At 35.8% G+C, this 21,468-nt stretch carries 14 protein-coding genes; 10 read left to right on the top strand and 4 right to left on the bottom strand.

Going from position 1 to position 21,468, the window contains the following annotated elements; all coding sequences use genetic code 11:
• The first annotated feature begins 262 nt into the window (after positions 1 to 262).
• From V8G61_RS15130 to V8G61_RS15090, 9 genes are all read left to right on the top strand, one after another.
• Positions 263 to 832 carry an RNA polymerase sigma-70 factor gene (locus V8G61_RS15130; RefSeq protein WP_394876734.1) on the top strand — a complete coding sequence of 190 codons (570 nt, stop codon included), beginning with the start codon at positions 263 to 265 and terminating at the stop codon, positions 830 to 832.
• A 96-nt stretch (positions 833 to 928) separates the two neighbouring features.
• Positions 929 to 2,125 carry a FecR family protein gene (locus tag V8G61_RS15125; RefSeq protein WP_394876733.1) on the top strand — a complete coding sequence of 399 codons (1,197 nt, stop codon included), beginning with the start codon at positions 929 to 931 and terminating at the stop codon, positions 2,123 to 2,125.
• 260 nt (positions 2,126 to 2,385) lie between these two features.
• The gene (locus V8G61_RS15120) at positions 2,386 to 5,733 is read left to right on the top strand and encodes a SusC/RagA family TonB-linked outer membrane protein (RefSeq protein WP_394876732.1); all 3,348 of its coding nucleotides are present in this window, start codon (positions 2,386 to 2,388) and stop codon (positions 5,731 to 5,733) included.
• Between the two features lie 12 nt (positions 5,734 to 5,745).
• On the top strand, positions 5,746 to 7,116 hold the full coding sequence (locus tag V8G61_RS15115) for a RagB/SusD family nutrient uptake outer membrane protein (protein ID WP_394876731.1): 1,371 nt from the start codon (positions 5,746 to 5,748) through the stop codon (positions 7,114 to 7,116).
• A gap of 10 nt (positions 7,117 to 7,126) precedes the next feature.
• Complete coding sequence (locus tag V8G61_RS15110) at positions 7,127 to 8,503, top strand: YdcF family protein (RefSeq protein ID WP_394876730.1); 1,377 nt, start codon at positions 7,127 to 7,129, stop codon at positions 8,501 to 8,503.
• Between the two features lie 12 nt (positions 8,504 to 8,515).
• Positions 8,516 to 10,441 carry a PQQ-binding-like beta-propeller repeat protein gene (locus V8G61_RS15105; RefSeq protein WP_394876729.1) on the top strand — a complete coding sequence of 642 codons (1,926 nt, stop codon included), beginning with the start codon at positions 8,516 to 8,518 and terminating at the stop codon, positions 10,439 to 10,441.
• A gap of 159 nt (positions 10,442 to 10,600) precedes the next feature.
• Complete coding sequence (locus V8G61_RS15100; RefSeq protein ID WP_394876728.1) at positions 10,601 to 12,007, top strand: PQQ-binding-like beta-propeller repeat protein; 1,407 nt, start codon at positions 10,601 to 10,603, stop codon at positions 12,005 to 12,007.
• A 562-nt stretch (positions 12,008 to 12,569) separates the two neighbouring features.
• Positions 12,570 to 13,508, top strand: a complete 939-nt coding sequence (locus V8G61_RS15095; protein WP_394876727.1) for a glycerophosphodiester phosphodiesterase family protein — start codon at positions 12,570 to 12,572, stop codon at positions 13,506 to 13,508.
• 84 nt (positions 13,509 to 13,592) lie between these two features.
• Positions 13,593 to 14,897 carry an MFS transporter gene (locus V8G61_RS15090; protein WP_394876726.1) on the top strand — a complete coding sequence of 435 codons (1,305 nt, stop codon included), beginning with the start codon at positions 13,593 to 13,595 and terminating at the stop codon, positions 14,895 to 14,897.
• Positions 14,898 to 14,967: 70 nt separating this feature from the next.
• Here V8G61_RS15090 and V8G61_RS15085 read toward each other — a convergent pair whose 3' ends face one another.
• Positions 14,968 to 15,753 carry a transporter gene (locus tag V8G61_RS15085; protein WP_394876725.1) on the bottom strand — a complete coding sequence of 262 codons (786 nt, stop codon included), beginning with the start codon at positions 15,751 to 15,753 and terminating at the stop codon, positions 14,968 to 14,970.
• A gap of 194 nt (positions 15,754 to 15,947) precedes the next feature.
• Positions 15,948 to 18,191, bottom strand: coding sequence for a TonB-dependent receptor domain-containing protein (locus tag V8G61_RS15080; RefSeq protein WP_394876724.1), 2,244 nt, complete (start codon positions 18,189 to 18,191; stop codon positions 15,948 to 15,950).
• A gap of 101 nt (positions 18,192 to 18,292) precedes the next feature.
• On the opposite strand from V8G61_RS15080, the gene V8G61_RS15075 reads away from it, so the two are divergent.
• Positions 18,293 to 18,949 carry a metal-dependent transcriptional regulator gene (locus V8G61_RS15075; protein ID WP_394876738.1) on the top strand — a complete coding sequence of 219 codons (657 nt, stop codon included), beginning with the start codon at positions 18,293 to 18,295 and terminating at the stop codon, positions 18,947 to 18,949.
• Between the two features lie 183 nt (positions 18,950 to 19,132).
• On the opposite strand, the gene feoB is transcribed toward V8G61_RS15075, so the two are convergent.
• Together feoB and V8G61_RS15065 are read right to left on the bottom strand one after the other, a co-directional pair.
• Positions 19,133 to 21,232 carry a ferrous iron transport protein B gene (feoB, locus tag V8G61_RS15070; RefSeq protein ID WP_394876723.1) on the bottom strand — a complete coding sequence of 700 codons (2,100 nt, stop codon included), beginning with the start codon at positions 21,230 to 21,232 and terminating at the stop codon, positions 19,133 to 19,135.
• On the bottom strand, positions 21,225 to 21,461 hold the full coding sequence (locus V8G61_RS15065) for a ferrous iron transport protein A (RefSeq protein WP_394876722.1): 237 nt from the start codon (positions 21,459 to 21,461) through the stop codon (positions 21,225 to 21,227). The genes feoB and V8G61_RS15065 overlap by 8 nt, the downstream gene beginning before the upstream one ends.
• Positions 21,462 to 21,468 lie beyond the last annotated feature (7 nt).

Raw genomic sequence — 21,468 nt, 5'->3', positions numbered from 1 at the left:
TAATTGCCTGATTAAATTAAGTAATGGTATGCCCAACGAAATAGTTTTGAAATATAAAGGGCATACCATAATTTAAATAGAACAGTTTTATACAGGGATTAAAGTGATAAAATTAAGCTAAGATTCTCGAGTATTTAGAATAAAAAATGAAGAAAATCGATGAAGTAACTCAAAATGAAGAAAAAGCAATAAACAACCTTAATTAATTCTATTTCTTGATAGATTTTCATTTAGATTTATAGGCAATTAGAGACTTATCTATTTGAAAAAAAATCAATTAAATAAAGAGGAATTATTTTCAACAGGCCTTTCAGAAGAAGATAGAAAAACGTTCAAGGCTATTTTTAATGCTTATTATAAAAGGCTATATGCCTTTGCCTTAAGATACGTTGAAAGTAAACATGCTGCCGAAGATATTGTAGAAGGTGTACTCTTGGTGCTTTGGCAAAAGCGGCATAAAATGCATAATGTTGAAAACCTGAAATCATATCTATATGCAATGGTTAGAAATGCCTCTTTGGATTATTTGAAAAAGAAAAAGAAACTAGTACGTCTTGAACTAAAAAAACACGATTCCATGACCATGATGGAACAGTTTATAATAGAAGAAGAAACCCATGCTATTTTATTTCAGGCTTTAGAAACCTTGCCACCGAAAAGCCGCAAAGTTTTTGAGCTTTCCTGTCTTGAAGGGATGAAATATAAAGATATCGCTGATGAGTTAAATATTAGTTTAAATACGGTTAAATCACAACGATCCAGAGCCATAGAGCTCTTAAAGGTTCAACTTAAAGATTATCCGTTTTTTCAACTGTTTTTGGCAGCTTTATAAATATCTAAAAAAAAATTCCACCCGAAAACCACTTTTTTAAGTCTTATCAATAAATGGTAAGATTAAATAACGCTATAAATCAATTAATCGAAAAAAGTGAAGTCGGAAAATATTAAATACCAAATAGCGAAGCTAATATACAAGTCAATTACCAAAACACTTACGGATGATGACGAAATAATTTTAAATGATTGGTTGGCACAAAAGAATAATAGATCGTTATACAACAAAATTATAAATAGGGAGAACATCCAAAAAAAAATAGCGATTTATAATGCCATTGATGTCGATAAAATTTATGAGCGATTAATAGTTCAAATTCAAGATAACCGGAAAACAAAAGTTGTTTTTCGGTATAGAAAGCTTTGGGTGAAATATGTTGCAGCTTCAGTTTTAATTATAGGGTTTGCCTCTTTATATTTTCACAATAAGGGGTTATTTAATACTATAAATGAAGACCTAACGGTTCCGATTATTGTTAATGACCAAATTCAACCAGGAACCGATAAGGCTACTTTAACTTTTGATGATGGTTCTCAAATAATATTGGAAAACGGAAATACGATCAAGACCAAAAATGCCAATAGCGATGGGAAGGCTATTGTTTATGAGGGTGGTAATAAGAAAGTAAAGGAGCTTGTATATCATTATCTAACTATACCAAGAGGCGGGCAGTTCCAGGTAGTTTTATCGGATGGAACTAAGGTTTGGTTAAATTCCGAATCTCAATTAAAGTATCCTGTAAATTTTATTGATGGAGAAATCCGGGAGGTTGAATTGGTTTACGGGGAAGCTTATTTTGAAGTCTCACCTAGCACCAAAAACAAAGGGGCGAAGTTTAAAGTAATCAATTCGGCTCAAGATGTTGAAGTTTTGGGAACAGAATTCAATATTAAGGCTTACAAAGATGAAGGAAACATTTATACCACTCTGGTACAAGGCAAAGTTTCTGTTCATACAAATAATAGTCGTAAAGTATTAAAGCCTTCCGAACAGTCTAACCTTAATCTTATTAGTGGTGGAATAACAATATCGGAAGTAAATGCATACAATGAAATTTTATGGAAAGACGGCATATTTTCTTTTGAACATAAGCCTTTAGAAGAAATTCTCAAGATTCTGTCACGATGGTATGATATTGATTTTGTTCTAGAAAACAAGAGACTTGCGGATATCACCTTTACGGGAATTTTGAGTAAAGACCAAAGGATTGAAAAAATATTAGCAAACATTAAAACTCTTAGTATAATCGAAGACTATGAAATACTTGAGAAAACAATAAAACTAAAGTAATCGAACAGAAAACATCAACCGTTAAAAAAAATAGGGAATAAAGTTTAAAACTGGTGAGTATAACCCTTTATCCCCTTTATTATTAATCAATTAAAGACTCAACTAACTAATAACAAGGCAAATTTATGGAAATTAAATTAAACTATAGGTTTTCTCTTTTTAGGGAACGCTTACTAATTATTATTATGAGGACCTTTATTTTATTATGCTGTCTAACTGCTTTTGGTTTTAATACTCCCCCGGTTTTATCTCAAAATCCAATGCTAATCATTGATACTGATAAATCATTAACGGTTGAAGAAGTATTTAAACTCATAAAAGAACAAACGGATTATAAATTTATTTATCAGGATGGGATTTTTAAAGACTTTCCAAAAGTGGAAGTTAAAAAAGGTACCATATTGGCCAAAGAGCTATTATCGCGAAGTCTTTCTACAGGGCATTTTGAGATCATAGTATCTGACGACAAGACGATTTTATTAAAGGAGAAAGCTAATATTTTGGCGGGTAATAATCAAGGCATTCCGGTTTCTGGTTTGGTGGTTGATGAAACAGGAATGCCATTACCCGGTGCCAATATTTTAGAAAAAGGAACAAGTAATGGAGCCCAAGCCGATTTTGACGGAAAATTTTCTTTACAAGTCTCAAGCAAAACTGCCATTTTAGTTATTTCATATTTAGGTTTTAAAACATTAGAAGTTTTAATTGATACTCAAACGGAGTTAAGGATCGTAATGGTAGAGGATACGGCTACATTAGAGACGGTTGTAGTCATTGGTTATGGGTCTCAACAACAAATAAAAGTTTCGGGATCAATAGTTAAAGCTCCTATAGGCGAACTTCAGGATTTTCCTGTTTCTAATTTCGATCAAGCTTTAGCCGGTAAATTGGCCGGTGTTCAAGTGCTCCAAACATCTGGAGAACCCGGTCGCGAATTATCTGTTAAGGTTAGAGGTACAGGAACAATTACTGCTGGAGCAGAACCATTATATGTTGTGGATGGAGTACCGGTGGAAAGTGCAGGACAAGCCACTGAGGTTGTTAATATGGAGGATATAGCATCCATTCAAGTATTGAAAGATGCTGCTGCTGCATCAATTTATGGATCGAGAGGAGGTAACGGTGTTGTTATCATCACTACCAAAAAAGGAAAACAAGGTAAAATGCGGGTGAATTTTGATCACTCAACAGGCTTTCAAGAGGTGTCAAAAAAAATTGATTTGATGGATGCTTACGAATATGCACAATTATCCAAAGAGGGTCATGATGCGGCTTATATTCAGGAGGTGCCTACCGGAAGCCCGGATGACCCAAATAGCATAAGACCTTTAGGTTACCATCAGGTTCCGGAGGAATTGTTTCCTTACTTGAATGGAGAAGCGGGATTAACAAATACAGATTGGCAAGACGAAATTTACAGGGGAGCTACTTTACAACGTTATAATGTATCCGTAAGCGGTGCTTCGGATAAAATAAATTACTTTGTTTCAGCAAATCACACAGATCAGGAAGGGATAATTATTAATTCAGATTATTCAAAAACAGGATTACGTGCAAATCTAGGAATAACTTCGGGGAAATTTAAAATAGGGGTTAATATGAGCCCTTCTTATACCTTTGAAAATAGAGTTTCAGCAAACAATCCATACTTTGATGATGGCATTGTGCAAACAGCATTATCATACTCACCAACTTGGCCGGTATATAACCCGGATGGAACATTTAACTATCAGGGTAATGGATATTGGAGAATAGGCACGGATTATCAGCATAATGAAATGATCAATCCCGTAGCCTTGGCATTATTACCTATTAATGAAATAGAACATCTAAACCTTTTAAGCAATCTGTTTGTAGAGTATGAATTACTAGAGGGTTTAAAACTCAAATCATCCTTTGCGTTGAGTTTTAATGAGTATCAAAATGAATACTACCGTCCGTCATCTTTAGAATCCAGAGGCAGTAACAATTACGGGCGTTTGTCCAATTCCACAGGAAGGTTAAGTAATACTAGTATCTATAAGTGGACGGTTGAGAATACTATAAATTACGAAAAGAGTTTTGGTAACCACAACTTCGAATTCTTAGGTGGTATTACTGCCGAAAAAAGCAGAACAAAACAACAAGGAATATCAGCGATAACAGACCCTATTGTGCGTGTTGAAAATGCGATTCAAGTAGTTAACGCAGCTTCACCGGAAAGTGTAAGTTCAAGCGGAAGTTTGGGCGAGTGGTCCTTATACTCCCTTCTGTCTAGAGTCCAGTATGATTTTTCTGGGAAGTATTTACTCTCTGCTTCCATGAGAGCTGATGCTAGTTCACGTTTTGGAGCGAATAACAAATGGGGTTATTTCCCTTCGGTTTCAGCGGGATGGAGGACATCACAAGAAGATTTTTTTAAAATAAAATGGATTAATGAATTAAAATTAAGAGGAAGCTATGGCGCTACCGGAAATTTTCAAATAGGAAATTACCAACAGGCTTCATTACTGGGTAATGTAGAATATGTTACGGGTATTCCCGGCCAATTGCAGACAGGTATTAGACCTTCTCAAGTACCTAATCCTGATTTATCCTGGGAACAAACATACATGTTTAATACAGGGCTGGATGTCGAGTTATTTGATCGTCAGTTAAAGTTTACGTTAGAGTATTATAATGGAAATACTAAGGACCTTTTATTAGAAATTCCGGTGCCACAAACTACAGGATACGGAACAGCATTACAAAATATAGGTAAAGTAAATAATTCCGGTTTTGAAACTGCTATTCAAATATCCCCGGATTTAGGAAATCTGAAATGGGATAGTAGTTTTAATATTTCTTTTAATAGAAATGAAGTCAAAGCTCTGGGGCCAGAAGGAACACCAATAATTACTACGGCGGGTACAGATCATGCATTCTTTAAAACAGAAATAGGACAGCCTATAGGAAATTATTTCTTACTAGTACAAGACGGTATTTTTGCAACTCAAGAAGAACTGGATCAATACCCGCACTTTGAAAGTACTGGAGTCGGTGACTTTCGATTTGTGGATGTTAATGGAGACGGTTTTTTAGACGTAAATGATGATAGGGCGATTGCCGGGAATTATGCACCGGACTTCACTTATGGATTTTCAAATTCCTTCAAATATAAAGGGTTGGATTTAAACATCGCCTTTCAAGGAAGTTATGGAGGCGAAGTATTAAACTTGTCCAGAAGGTATAACGCTAATAGTGAAGGTAATTTTAATAATACACGTGAGATTTTAGATAGATGGCGTTCTGAAAATAATCCAGGTGATGGCTATACCAATCGGGCAAACAGAAAAGCTCAAGGTAATAATGGACGTACATCGACCTGGCATGTAGAGGATGGCTCCTATTTAAGATTACAAAATGTGTCAATAGGATATACATTACCAAAATCAATTTTAGATAAATTAAATATATCTAAAGTTAGGTTATATGTTTCGGGCAACAATTTATACACCTGGTCTTATTATACGGGGTATAACCCGGAAGTTAATTTAGCTGGAGGTAGCGGCCAGTTAACACCGGGTCTGGATTATGGAGTATATCCTTTAGCAAGAACCTATTCGCTGGGGATAAATGTGTCATTTTAAAAATTATTGAAAATGAAAAAAGTAATTTACAGGATTCTATTGATATCACTTATAGCAGTAAGTTGTAGTGATAATTTTACTGAATTGCCATCCGAAAATGATTTAACAACAGATAGTTTTTATAAAACCGCAGATGATTTTAATGCCGCAGTAATATCTGCCTATCAAAAAATACAAAGTCAGGTAAACCTATATTTTGAATTAGTAGAATGGCGCTCCGACAATTTGGATTTAGGAGCACCAACTGCGGGAACTCAAGATCGATTTAATATTAATAAATTTCAAGAAACTTCAGCCAATGAGTTAATTAGAGATGCCTGGGCAAATTTTTATAATGGTATTTTCAGGGCTAATACGGTAACAGATAACATTGGTAACATCAATTTTGATGAATCTCTGAAAAAGCAATTTGAGGCGGAAGCTCGATTCCTTAGAGCGTTAAACTATTTTAATATAGTGCGTCTTTGGGGAGACGCCCCTATTGTGTTGAAAGTAATTTCAGTTGAGGAATCACTCAGTATTGGAAGAAGCCCTGCAGCAGAAGTGTATCGTGTTATTGAAGATGATTTGCAATTTGCCGTAAACAATCTACCCGGTTCCTATCCGGCGCAGGATTTTGGAAGGGCAACCTCTGCCGCTGCCTTGGCATTATTGGGTAAAGTGTATTTAACTCAAAAAAAATATTCTGAAGCAGCTACTGTACTAGAACAGGTAGCCAATCCTAATAACTTGATGGAAAATGTAGCCGATGTATTTGATACGAACAACAAAAACAATAGAGAGGTTATATTTTCAATAAGATTTAATAAAGATATAAGAGGACAAGGCCATGGTTTATGGTTTGCCGTATCAGACATTTCAATTTCCCCGTTCACATTAAAACTAATTAATGCCTATACAAATGTTGACGCCAGAAGAGATTTAATAGAATATGTTCCATCAGGAAATAGATTTGTGCCGGGGAAGTTTTTTGATACAGAATCAGCGTTTAGAAATTTTGGTAATGATTATATCTTATTGAGACAAGCCGATGTACTCCTAATGCTGGCTGAAGCATTAAATGAGCAAAGTTATCAACCTAATGGATTGGCTTTTGCTTATTTAAATGATATTAGGGAAAGAGCTAACCTAACCCCATTAACTCCAACAGACATTCCGGATCAGGAGCATTTTAGAGCAGTAGTTTTACATGAACGATTTTTAGAATTTCCGTTTGAAGGTCACCGCTGGCTGGATTTAATAAGAACTAAAAAAGCGGAAGAAGAAATTAATTCTGGCATAGGTGCAATCATTCAGGAATATCAATTATTATATCCAGTACCTCAAACAGAAATAGAAAAAATTAATGATCAATCTTTATTTTATCAGAATGAAGGCTACTAAAAGAATTAAAATGAAGACAATTAAAAAAATGAATATGAATGTTATTAAAATGAAATTATTTGTTTTAACATCCCTAATCTTTTTAGGGGGTTGTTGTGCTCCACCAGAGGCAAGAGAGGCAGGTAGTTTCCAAAATGAAGGGAACTCGGGTAATATAGACAATACAACATTTACAATTGCAGGCTTTGATAGAAATTATGTTTTTTTTGAAAGTAACTCCAAAGTTAAAGACAGGAATTTTTATTGGACAACATTGGTGGAAAATAATGCTATTGTTAAAGCCATACTTGAAAATGATGAAGATTTATCTGCTATTTTAGAATCGGCAAAACAACGTTTAAGTGATATAGCAAATCAGGATAATACTACAGCAGATCAATATGCCAAGGCCTTGAAGTTTACGGATAGTGAATTTATTGCTATCTCAACTGCCGTGAAAAATAGTGTTAAAGATAACGCGACTCCCTTTATTAGTTTTACGAATGATAATATTGGTCCTTCCGGAGCATTTATTAGGTTTTCTGAAGTAACCCATGTAGACAGGTATAATCAACTTATAGTAGAAGAAATGCTGTTAGGGATAAACCAGATTATTGATACTTATGCGGCTGGTATGGACCCTTTATATCCTATAATTGATTCAGTAAGTTTTGATGTGAATAGTGAAGAATATAAACAACTCCTTAAAAACCTGGTTTCCGATTTAAATAGCAATAGCAGCCAGTATACGCTATTTTATGAACCATTTCTAAATTTCTCTTTGGGTGTTCTGGAACTTAATGATAGGGATGAGGCAGGGCGATATTTCCCGATGCAAAATAGTGTAAATAAGGAAGCATATGACTATTTACAAGGTATAAACTGGAATGATTTCGATTATTCCGTAATTGTTGTTTTAGGTGATTCACCAAACTCTCCGGGGGACTTACCAAATATTAGTTTAGGAGGAATGGCACGTGCAGATCATGGGGTTATCTTATTCAACCAGGGTAAAGCACCATTAATTGCTTTTTGTGGAGGTCATTTGTATCCGGTACATACCATGTATAGCGAAGCTATTGAAATGAAGAAATATGTGATGGACAAATATGGGATTCCAGAAAACAGAATATTAGTAGATCCTCATTCAAGGCATACTACCACGAATATAAGAAACATTGGGAGGGAGTTTTTTAGATACGGTATTCCGGTGGACAAAAAAGCCATAATATCCACCTCTAATACGCAAAGTGCATATGTAGCTTCGAATGGTTTCTTAACAAGGTCCCAAAGGGAAATGAATCATGTGCCTATGCAATTATATGAAAGGTTGTCTGATTTCGATATAGAATTCACTCCTAATATAGAGGTTTTACATTTAGATTCATCAGATCCTTTAGATCCTTAAACAATATACAAAATGAAAAATATTACTATTAAATATTCTATACTTTATGCCATGCTTTTTTTGTTGGCATCCTGTACGTGTAGGTATGATGAATTGCCAAATGCAAATTTTGATCTCTACGCTGTAAAATTATTTTCAGGAGAAATAGGCCATGAAAAGGTTGATTTAATTTGGCAAGATCCTGATGGTAATTCAACTCTTGAAGGTTATATTTTGAAGTGGTCTCCAAATGATCAGGAAATTTTTTTAGATGCTTCTGAAACCACATATACGGTTTCCGGTTTGGAAAACGGTACAAATTATAAGTTCACCCTACAGGCCAAATATAAGGATGTTGGCATTTCAGGTGCTAATGAAATTCAATTAGAACCTTTAGATGAATTAAATTTAAAGGTATTACCCGGAAATGATTTGGCTATTGCTCTTTGGGATACTCCCAATAGAAATGATATATTGGGTTATACGTTATCTTGGGAACCGGGAGGACAGGAAGTTGAAATTGCTAAAGATAAGAGTGCCTTTCCAATTACAGGTTTAGAAAATGGCATTGAATATACACTTTATTTCACAATTAATTATTCAGACGGAAGTAGTTCAAAGGCAGTTCAGGCTGTTATCACCCCCGGAGACATTTCTTCGTTTTTATTGAGTGTAGCCTCGCCAATGGCAACAGAATCGGTACAATTTACCTACAATCCAGCATATTTACCTACGAGTACAGCAACCTCTTGGAATTACAATTTTGGTGACGGTAGTTCAAGTAATCAACAAAATCCTACTCATACTTATACAACACCCGGAATTTATGATATAGAAATTGAAATTACAGATGATCAAGGTGCTATTTTTAACGACACACAACAAGTTTATGTTTGGGGAGAAAAATGGGCTTATGATTTAGGATTTCAAATTCAACCTCAATCACCAGCTATTGCGGATGATGGCACTATTTATATAGGTTCTGAGGATAACAACAACTTTCATGCTATTAATCCAGACGGAACATTAAAATGGACCTACACCGGAATTTCAGATAATGTATATTCCTCAGCCTCTATAGGAAGTGATGGGACAATTTACGTAGGTTCAAAAGATAATCACCTCCATGCTATCGATCCTAACGGTTCCCAAAAATGGAAATTTAATATCGGTGGAGATGCTATTTATACAACCCCTGCCATAGCATCTGACGGAACCATTTATATAGGTTCAGATAGTGGTAATTTATTTGCAGTTAATCCAGATGGGACACAAAAATGGGCGTTTACTACGGCAGAAAACAGAATTCGTTCCACTCCTGCCATAGCATCTGATGGCACTGTTTATATAACTTCGGATGATGATAAATTATATGCATTAAATCCGGATAATGGAATTATTTTATGGTCGCTTCCGGTTGGAGGGAATGCTCAAAGTGGTATCGCTGTAGATTCAGATGGTACCATTATAGTTGTTGTTGACCAGGGAGGAAGTGCCGGAGCTATTTATGCGGTTAATCCTGATGGTACCCAAAAGTGGACAGTATCGGTCTTGGGGAGAATTTCGGTTTGTGCTCCTGCTATTGCAAATGGAAGGATTTATGTGGGTACAAAAGAAGGAGAAAATTTGCTGGCGTTGAACGCCTCTAATGGTTCTCAATTATGGTCTTTTTCCACGCCCGGAGCCATTTTAAACTCCTCACCCGCTGTTGATGTTAATGGGGTTATATACTTTGGTTCCTGGGATAATCAAGTGTACGCAGTTAATCCTGATGGAACTCTAAAATATAAATTTTTAACAGGAGATCGTGTGTGGTCATCACCTGCAATTGGATCAGATGGAACCATTTATGTTGGAGGTTATGACGGAAAACTATATGCCTTGGAAATGTTTGCGGATGGGCTTGCCAGCGATACTTGGCCAATGTTTGGAAAAAACCCAAAGCACACCAGTTTGTAGCGTTAAAGGATAACCAAGTTATTTTTTTAACTCAGAGCATGCTTAAGGAAAGTTTTAAAACTTTCCTTAAGCAACTCTCTTAATGAGGATTACCATAACAATTTTAAACTAATAAAAGCAATATTAAACCCAAATTAATTAATCTTAACCTTTATTATTATGAAAAAAATTACAATTGCATTTTTATGCACAATTATTGTTCAATTTTCTTATGGACAAACAATCAATTGGACCTATGATATAGGGTTTCAAATTCAACCTCAATCGCCTGCAATTGCCGATGATGGTACTGTTTATATAGGTTCAGAAGATAATACTAATTTTCATGCCATTAATCCCGATGGTACTTTAAAATGGACCTACACAGGGATAACTGATAATGTATATTCATCGGCTTCAATAGGAAGTGATGGTACAATCTATGTAGGTTCCAAAGACAATTTTTTACATGCCATCAATCCAAATGGAACCCAAAAATGGACATTCCCTATTGGAGGGGATGCTATTTATTCGACACCTGCAATTGCAAACGATGGTACAATTTATATAGGTTCAGATAGTGATAATTTATTTGCAGTTAATCCGGATGGTACCCAAAAATGGGTTTTTGCAGGTGGTGGTAATTTTAGAGGCTCACCTGCAATCGCTAGTGATGGTACCATATATATAACTTGTGATGATGATAATTTATATGCTATTAATACTGACGGAAGTCAAAAGTGGGCTTTTGATGTTGGGGGTAATGCTCAATCCGGGGTTGCTATTCAAAGTGATGGAACTGTTATAGTAGGTGTAGACCAAGGAGGTTCGACTGGTGCAGTTTTTGCCGTAAATCCAGATGGATCCCAAAAATGGAGCAAAACGGTTGTAGGTAGAATTTCAGTATGCTCGCCTGCTTTAGCCTCCGATGGCACTATTTATATTGGAACAAAGGAAGGGCATAATATGTTGGCATTAGACCCGGTGAATGGGTCAACAGATTGGGAATTTGTTATGTCGGATGGTATGAGTATTATAAACTCTTCCCCAGCAGTAGGAGACGATGGAAAAATCTATTTTGGTTCGTTTGACAACTTTTTATATTGCCTTAATTCTAATGGAACTGAAAACTTTAAAGTTGATTTGGGGAATGATGTTTGGTCATCTCCTGCCATTCATAACGGGACTTTATATATTGGTTCTTATGATAATAATTTATACTCCATTGACATTCCTTCAACTGGTTTGGCTAGTTCAGATTGGCCCATGTTTGGAAAAAATACGTCGCATAATTCCAATGCAGATTCAAGTACCACTTTAGCCATGGAAGATTTCAACTCTTATGATGAATTGAACGTATTTTATTCAAACGGTAAATTAAGTTTAAAAATTAATGAATATCGAGGTGCTGGAGATCTTGTAATATTTGATGTTTTAGGTAGAGAAATCACAAATAAAAAATTAAACTTTAGAAACGATAACCTGCAACAAGTAGAATTTAATAAAGTTAGCAGAGGGCTTTATATTGCGCAGATTAAACTAGAAAATCAGAAAGTCATTACAAAAAGGTTTGTAATCAGGGAATAGTAATATTCAAACACCTGATTTTTCAGATAATTTATCCTTGAAATAGGAATTTCAAAAGCGTACTATTTTTTCGATGATATTGGATGACCTGATATTATAGTTAAAGAAGCTTGGTGCGCCAGAAGTGAGCTAAAGCTATAAACTAAACAAAAATCAAGGCTCATAAATGACATCAAAGTATAAAACAATAACAACTTTCATCCTGAAGCTAGAAATTGGGCGAGTGAAAAAAAATAACATCAACTTTTAATTCAAATTTAGATGAATTAATAGATATGAAAGTTAATAGAAATTCACATCGCCCAATTACATTAATTTTTGCCAGAGATCGAAACTTTAAAGATATAAATGATGAGAGGTTTGTATGAAAAACCAAGGCTTATTTTAATAAAGGGCTTATCAGGTAATTAGAACGATTTCAACAAGGGTTATTTGAAACTGTTATAAAACAATATATCTGCCAATGATTGTTGAATGTGCTTTTTTAAAAATATGACCTATTGAAAATTAACATTTTAGAAAAAGGAAGTACTCGAAAGTAAACTAATTAAACAACATTACCATGAATACCAAAATAACACTAATCCTATTGTTTATAGTTCTTATTAGTTGTTCAAAAGTAAATAAAAACGACGTTGATTCAACCATAGATCAAAATAACAATAATTTAGAATTTTTGATTAATGAAATTAATAACCCTAATAGCAAAAATGTAATGGTCATTTCGCATAGAAGTGACTGGCGTCATTTTCCTGAAAACTCATTAGAGGCCATGGAAAGCTCTATTGAAATGGGAGTTGATATGATTGAACTGGATGTTGCTAAAACTAAAGATGGTCATTTAATCGTCATGCATGATAGAACCCTAGACAGAACAACGACCGGCTCAGGTGTGGTTTCCGATTGGGCCTTAGACTCTATAAAAACCTTGTATTTAAAAAATGGAGCAGGGGTGAAAACTAGGTATAAAATCCCAACCCTTGAAGCAGCCTTAAATGTTTGCAAAGGAGAGGTACTTGTTAATCTGGATAAGTCCTATGAATTTTTTAACGAGGCTTTTGAGGTGGCCAAAAAAACAGGAACTACAAGACAAATTGTTATCAAAGGTTATAATAAAGCTGTTAATGAGGTTATTTCTGATTTTGGGAGTAAACTGGACACCATAGTGTTTATGCCTATTGTGAACCTGGATAAGCAACCTGAGGCTTGGCAAATCATTCAAGATTATCAAAGCAAATTAAAGGTGAAAGCTTTTGAAATTGTGTTTTCTCAGGACACTTCTAAGGTATTGAACAAGTTCTCCCAAATAAAACAACAGGGTAGTCGTGTTTGGGTGAACTCCTTGTGGGCATCATTAAATGCAGGTTACGACGATAATGAAGCTGTAAAAAATACAGATAGTATTTATGGCTGGTATGTAAAAAAGGGAGTCAATATGATCCAAACGGATAGGCCACAATTACTTTTAGATTACCTGAGAAGCAAAAACCTTCACAAATAATACTTGAAAATTTATTGAGTCCATTAAGTAGTTAAAGGTACAAATAATTAATGGTGCCTTAGATTTCAATCAAAAGCAAAAAACATGTTTAGATATTTCAAAAAATCCGATCCAATCCCGGTAGTTCTTGAAGGTAAAGCACAAAAGGGTTTTTATAAAAAATTAAAATGGCAGGTCTTTATTTCGGCGACCTTAGGATATGGTTTGTATTATGTATGTCGATTAAGTTTAAATGTTGTTAAAAAGCCTATAGTTGATTCCGGGTTATTAACGGAGTCACAATTAGGAATCATTGGTTCCGCATTATTTTTTTCCTATGCCGTGGGAAAACTAACAAATGGATTTTTAGCAGACCACAGTAATATAAAACGATTTATGTCTGTTGGGTTATTGGTTTCTGCCATTGCAAATTTAATCATGGGATTTACCAGTAGTTTTCTGTTTTTTGCAATTTGTTGGGGCATTAATGGCTGGGTACAATCCATGGGTGCACCATCTTGTATTGTGTCCTTATCACGCTGGTACACGGATAAGGAAAGGGGGAGTTTTTATGGCTTTTGGAGTACGAGTCATAATATTGGAGAAGCTTTAACCTACATCTTAACAGCCGTTGTAGCAAGCTATTTTGGTTGGGAATGGGGATTTAGATCTGCCGCTCTGATTGGTCTTTTTGGAGCAATGATTATCTCAATATTTTTTCATGATTCCCCTGAAAGTAAAGGATTGCCTCCAGTAAACGAAGATTTCCGAAAAGAAAAAATTTCAACATGGAAGGAACAAAAAGGAGTTCTTAAAAACCCTTATGTGTGGATTTTAGCATTTTCAAGTGCCTTTATGTATATTTCAAGATATGCTGTAAACAGTTGGGGACCTTATTATTTTGAAACGGCTAAAGGGTATTCTTTAACTGAAGCAAACACCTTGGTAGCCATCAGTGCCGTGTGTGGAATTCTTGGAACAGCTGCCTCAGGATTTGTATCCGATAAGTTTTTTAAAGGCCGAAGAAATAAACCAACGCTTATCTTTGGTTTAATGAATGTTATTGCCCTTTGTTTATTTTTATTAGGGCCAAAAAATATTTGGTGGCTTGATACGATAAGCATGGTAATATTTGGATTGGGAATTGGCGCATTAATTTGTTATTTAGGGGGTCTTATGGCTGTTGATATAGCATCAAAGAAGGCTTCAGGAGCAGCATTAGGAATTGTTGGAATTATGAGTTATTTGGCTGCTGGAATTCAGGATATAGCTAGTGGATATCTTATCGAGAATAATAAAACAATTGTAAATGGAGAAACCATTTATAATTTTGATGCTATTTCAATTTTCTGGATTTCGTCTGCTGTAATTTCTCTTTTATTAGGCCTATTAACTTGGAAGAAGACCTAGGAAATTCTTTTAAAATAAAATAGTGATGATTGGAGTCGTTGAAATAAATTGATAAAAAGGGATGGTAACTCTATTTTTTACTGGTTGGAAGCCTGAAACTAATACCGCCACTTAATAATATATCTTGTCCTTTGGTAATTTCCGACCCTACGGTGGCGTCTATTTGAACGTTATTTGAGACTAAATAAGTGAGACCGGCATCCCAGTAATGGTTCGACAAACTATTTTCCGGAAGATCACCATAAAGTTCGGCATACAAACCAAACTTGGGTGTAACCGCATAGCCATAAGCCACGGTGTAAACGTAACTGGCTTCCGGCGAATCATTGCCCCAGGCCATACCTAAATTATAGGAAAGGTTAGACCGTTTGCTTAAGTTATGCGATAAGGCAAACCTAAAATCGACACCAGTTGTTTCAGGTCTGTAATCGGTTCCGGCTAAAAAGGGCAGATATACATGACCCATAAAACCCATTTCGGGCCAGCCGTTTTTTTCTTTAGCAATTGCAATTTTAGTTCCTAACAACATTGGGGTAAACCCACTTAAGGTTGTGTTTAGGTTTTCATAGCTGTTTTCAACAAAATTCCAACCTAAACGAAGTTCTAAATTATCTAATAGACCCAATCGTATTAAGGTCGTATTATAGGTGAATTCTTCATATTTTAGGCCGTTATCGTCATTCTTGGTATAAAACCCACCGGTCTCAACCTGCAGATAACCTCTGGGAATGGTACTTGGAGCCTCGGTAGCATCCGGACGGTCTGTGATTAAAGGGCCTAAATCCTCTTCTTGTGCCATTAAAAAGGATGAAAATAAAATAGTGATCGTAAAAAATGATATTTGTAGAGTTTTCATGTTCTAAATATACTAATAATGTTCATTTCCCGATCTGCATCGCTCCAATGAAAAACGTTATTCATACGATTTAAAATTAGTATCCCGATTTTTGGGAAACTTAACTATTTGATTCTCTTTAAAAGTAGTTATTCATTGTGCACTAATTAGCTTTAAAGGTTTGTTTTCTCATATCTTCATGATGTATATTAAAATTATTTTAGTGTATAATTTAATCCAATAAATAGGCGTCTCCCTTGATTTGGTCCATAAACATACGAGGGGTCAAACGTTAAGGCATATGGATTGTCAGCAGTAGCCAAAACATTGCCGTCATTATCAAACGTAACATTTTTATCAAAGGGATCGTTAGCCCGTGCAATAATAAACGGATTTCCCTGGTTAGGTGTCCAATTCAAAATATTTTTTACGCCTGCATAGAATTGTAGGTTTACGTTGCTTTTTAAGGTTAATTGAATATTTTGAATACTCCAGGTTGGCGAGTAATCACTTCTTGGATCTAAATCACCCAATGTGGGAAGTCGCATCGGTCCATATATATTACCGGTGTAATCTATGCTTAGGTTTGTTGGGTAATGTTTGTACGAAATCGACCAAACTCCTGTAAAACGTTCGGTAAGGATTTGTTGGGTTTTCACACCGTTCTCTTTTTGAGACACGTCCTGAAAGGTGACTCCGGCAGAGGCCATGATACCGCTACCCAACACCATATCTAAATTAAAACTCAGACCCTTTGTAATCGAGCTTCCTTCTAAATTTTCATAAATAATTTGGTTGGGATTAGTATCGTAATCCGGGATGATGGCATTTGTGAAATAAGTGTACCAAGCTGATGCATCAAGCGTTATAATTTGACCGGCTTTGGTATAGAATTTTTTTAAATAATTGAAGTTTACGTTATAGGATTGCTCAGGATCTAATGACTCTTTAACGATAACATCTCTGGCGCCTGTTAATGCAGCGTGCTCTTCGGTGAATAAGTTTACAACTCTAAACCCTGTTCCGGCATTAAATCTTAAAATGTCATTTTCTGTAGGTTTATATCTGAAGGCCATCCGCGGTGTAAAAATGGAGCCATGACGACTGTCGTAATCATATCTGGCACCAAGCAACAAATGGTTCTTTTCAGAAAGTTTAATTTCATCCTGAACGAATAGGGAAGGAATGGTTACTTCATCGGGGTTTAAAGTAGCAGGTGTGTTATCATCGTAGAAATTGTATCGCGCAGCGAGTCCAAAAAGTAAGTCGTGGTCACGTATTTTTTTATCCCAGATTAATTGCCCAAAACCAATGCGTTGTTGTGCCAAGTAAGGCATGTCGCCATAAACTGAATTTTGATCGTGATCAGAATAAGAAAATTGAAAATTCACCACTTCAGAAATAGGGAGCTGATAGTTTCCAATAAATTCGAAGCGGGAGGTATATATGCTTTCACCATAAACAACATCACCTCCTCTAAAGGTTTTATTCCACTGCATTTCACCACCCCAACGGTCCTCGTAAAAGTATCTACCGGCTAATGAGAACTTGCGGTTATTTGGACGCTTAAAATTCCATTTCTGAAATACTGAAACCCGATCTTGGAGTGTAACATCAGTAAAATTATCGTTATTATTATCTATGGGGTTTGAATACTTAAAGTAATTTGCACCCATCAGAACATCTGCTTTTTTGCCTACGCGCGACTTAAAACCTAAGTCGAAATTAGCTTCACCCCAACCACTAACAAAATTATCTACGAAAAACTGGGGGGCATGTTCAGGAAGTTTTGTAATAATGTTAATGAGCCCACCAACAGCCTCACTTCCGTAAAGAGAGGATGCAGGTCCTTTAACAATTTCAACCTGCTCTATTAAAGAGTTCGGTATTCCAGATAGACCATAAACCGTGGAAAGACCACTTACAATAGGCATACCATCTATAAGCACCAGCGTGTAAGGGCCTTCAAGCCCATTGATATGGATGTCTCCGGTGTTACAAACATTACAATTAAGTTGCGGTCGCACGCCGTTTACATTTTGTAGCGCTTCAAAAATATTTGGTGTTGGATTTTTTTTAAAAAACGTTGGTGAGTATACTTCAACCGGAACAGGGCTTTCCAATCGTGAAACTGCTTTCAAGGTTCCGGTAATTACAATTTCGTCTAAACCTCCGGATTCACGTAGATTAAAGTTAAGTACTATATCACCCTCCTTTACGCCGATTTTTTTGCGCTGCGCCTCATACCCCATAAAAGATGCTATAATGGTATAGCTGCCTTTTTTTATGTTGTCTAATTTGTACTGGCCATTTTCGTTAGTTGTCGTTCCAATTGAGGTCCCCTGAATATAAACATTAGCGTAAGGAATTGGAAATTCATCAGAAAGTACACTACCTGAAATTTGCTGAGCTTTCGCTTGAAATATGGTTAGTGTTAAAAAAATAATTAAACATCTCATGTTTTTAAATTTCTGCAAATATAAATATTTATTTAGATTAATCTAAAAATAAATTTAAAATAATAATTAAACTATATTTGTGATATAATTACGGAACCATGATCACATTAACAGAAGAAAATTATATTAAGACCATCTATCAACTAGGGAAGTATGGAACGGTGAGGGTAAGTACAAATATGATAGCCGAAGCTTTGGATACTAAGGCTTCCTCGGTTACTGATATGGTTAAAAAATTAGCAGATAAGGATTATCTTAACTACAAACCTTATCAAGGCACGAGTTTGACTTCGAAGGGGAAGAAAATTGCTGCCGATGTGGTTCGAAAACATCGGCTTTGGGAAGTCTTTTTAGTTGAAAAATTAAACTTTTCCTGGGATGAAGTTCATGACATTGCCGAGCAGCTTGAACATATAAAATCTGAAAAGCTTATTAATGAATTGGATAAATTACTTGATTATCCAACCAGTGATCCTCATGGAGACCCTATTCCTGATAAGTTTGGCGACATTAAGAAAACGGATAAGTCACTTTTGTTTAGCCTTGATGAAAATGCTTTAGGAGTTTGCGTGGGAGTAAAAGATTCTTCAACGGCATTTTTGAAGTATTTGGACAATCATAATATAGCTCTAGGTTCAGAAATAAAGGTGATGTCCAAGGAAGATTTTGATGGTTCTATGGTGATTCAAATTGATGGGGTTAGCATGAGTATTTCACAGGCCGTTGCCAATAATTTGTTTGTGAAGGAAAAGAATTGATAATACGTTAATGACAACCACAATCGTCCCCATCACCACATGCTTTATTTGATTTTGATTTCTTAAAGAAAAATTTTCCAAAAAGAAAATACAAAGCGAAAGCTAAGGCAGCAAAAACTAGTATATTTTGAACGATCGTATTCATATTATTTCTGTCGGATTTAAAGCCATAAGCTTACTATTTTACTTTAATAATTGAAATGACATTAACGCGGCTATATAGGCAATGGCCGTCATGATAACCAGTTGTAATACTGGCCATTTCCAGGTATTGGTTTCTCGTTTTACGATGGCTAATGTACTCATACATTGCATCGCAAAGGCGTAAAATAACAATAAGGAAACCCCGGAGGCAAAATTAAATAAAGGCCCGCCTAATATGGGATTTACTTCACCGGCCATTCGGTTTTTTATGGTGTCTTCATCATCGTTACCAACACTATAAATGGTTGCAAGAGTACCAACAAACACTTCCCGTGCAGCAAAACTACTTACAATAGCGATACCAATTTTCCAATCGTAGCCTAGCGGACTGATCACGGGTTCAATGGCGCGTCCGGTAATACCAATAAAAGAATGCTCCAGCTTTTGTGAGGCTACTTTTTGTTGTAGTTCAGTAGATGTAAGTGCCCGTTCCTTGTTCTCTGCTTTCACTATAGCTTCAGCATTATTGAAATTTTCACCGGGACCAAAAGAGGCTAAAAACCACAGAATAATCGAAATAGCTAAAATAATTTTACCGGCACCAAATACAAATGACTTGGTTTTTTCAATAACCGTTAAGGCAACGTTCTTAAATAATGGCAGCTTGTAATTAGGCATTTCAACCACAAAGAAAGTTTTGCTTTTAATTTTCAAGATCTTATTTAAGATCCAAGCTGAAAAAACAGCCATACCAAAACCTAATAAATATAAAATCATCAAGGTAAGTGCCTGATAGCCTAAACCAAAAATACGTCCTTCGGGAATTACCAAAGAAATAATAATCAGATATACCGGTAAACGGGCAGAACAGGTTGTAAATGGTGTTACTAAAATAGTGATGAGCCGTTCTTTCCAGCTCTCAATATTCCGGGTTGCCATAATAGCGGGAATAGCACATGCAGTTCCTGAAATTAAAGGCACCACACTTTTACCACTCAGGCCGAATTTTCGCATGATACGATCCATTAGAAATACCACGCGACTCATATAACCGCTTTCTTCAAGAATGGAAATAAATAGAAATAAAAAGGCGATCTGCGGAATAAAGATTACAATACCACCCAATCCAGGGATGATGCCTTCGGATATTAAATTAGTAAAAACGCCTTGAGGTAAATGGTTTTTAATCCATTCACTTACCCTGGCGAAGATCGTGTCGATAAAATCCATGGGCACACTCGACCAGTCGTAAATGGCTTGAAAAATCGTAAGTAAAATAACTCCGAATATCAGGTAGCCCCAAACCTTGTGTGTTAAAACACGATCTAGTCTCGTACGCAGATCTTTGGCTTGGTTCAAGTCGATAGTTTGCCCTACTTTAAGCACATTATTTATAAACTGATAGCGTTTAATAGTTTCTTTTTGCTGAAGACGTTTTAGGTCGCTTTTCGACTTCGTTTTAAAATTGGCCAAAGCATCAATTTCATTTCTGCTTAATTTACCAAAATTGACATCTTGAGTGATGACTAGCCACAACTTATACAAAAGTTGATTTGGATAAGTGTCACGAAGCGCATCAAAATAAGGCTTGTCAATTTCTGAAGCATTAAGGCAAGGCTCAATCGAGAGGTCTTTATAATTAGTTATGAGTTCCTTTAAATGTTCGATCCCTTCTTTTTTTCGGGTGCTTACCAGGGCGATCTTCGTCTTCAATTGTTGTTCCAGATAATCAATATCAAGAGAAATCCCTTTGTAACGCATTCTGTCCGACATATTGATCACCAGAATTGCCGGAATTTCAAGATCTTTTATTTGGGTAAAGAGTAATAGGTTTCTTTTTAAATTTTCCACATCGCTTATCACCACAGCAACATCAGGAAAATCTTTATCATTTTTATTAAGAAGTAGCTCAATCACCACGTTTTCATCGAGCGATGAGGCATTCAAACTATAGGTTCCCGGTAAATCAAGAATGTGCGCTTTAACACCACGTGGGAGCTTACAGATCCCCTCTTTTTTTTCAACGGTAATACCCGGATAATTACCAACTTTTTGATTTAATCCCGTTAAGGCATTAAAAACAGAGGTTTTTCCGGTGTTCGGGTTTCCTATTAAAGCAACATTGATTTGTTTACCCATGCGACTCTTTTTCAATAATAATATGAATAGCAGTCTCTTTTCTAATGGCAAGGTATGATCCGTTAATATTCAGATACATAGGATCCTTGAACGGCGCCATCTGAACTAGCTCCACAGAGTTTCCCGGAAGACAGCCCATTTCTAACAATTTTAGAGGAATAAGAGCAGACGAAACATCAACAATTACTGCTGTTTCTCCTCGCTTAAGATATGCTAATTTGTCTCGCACGCTTATT

It is taken from the genome of Gaetbulibacter sp. M240, from assembly GCF_043876815.1.
In the GTDB taxonomy this organism is placed as follows: Bacteria; Bacteroidota; Bacteroidia; order Flavobacteriales; family Flavobacteriaceae; genus Gaetbulibacter_A.
Note: the sequence above shows the minus strand (reverse complement) of the source record. Positions and strands in the feature narration are given on the sequence as shown.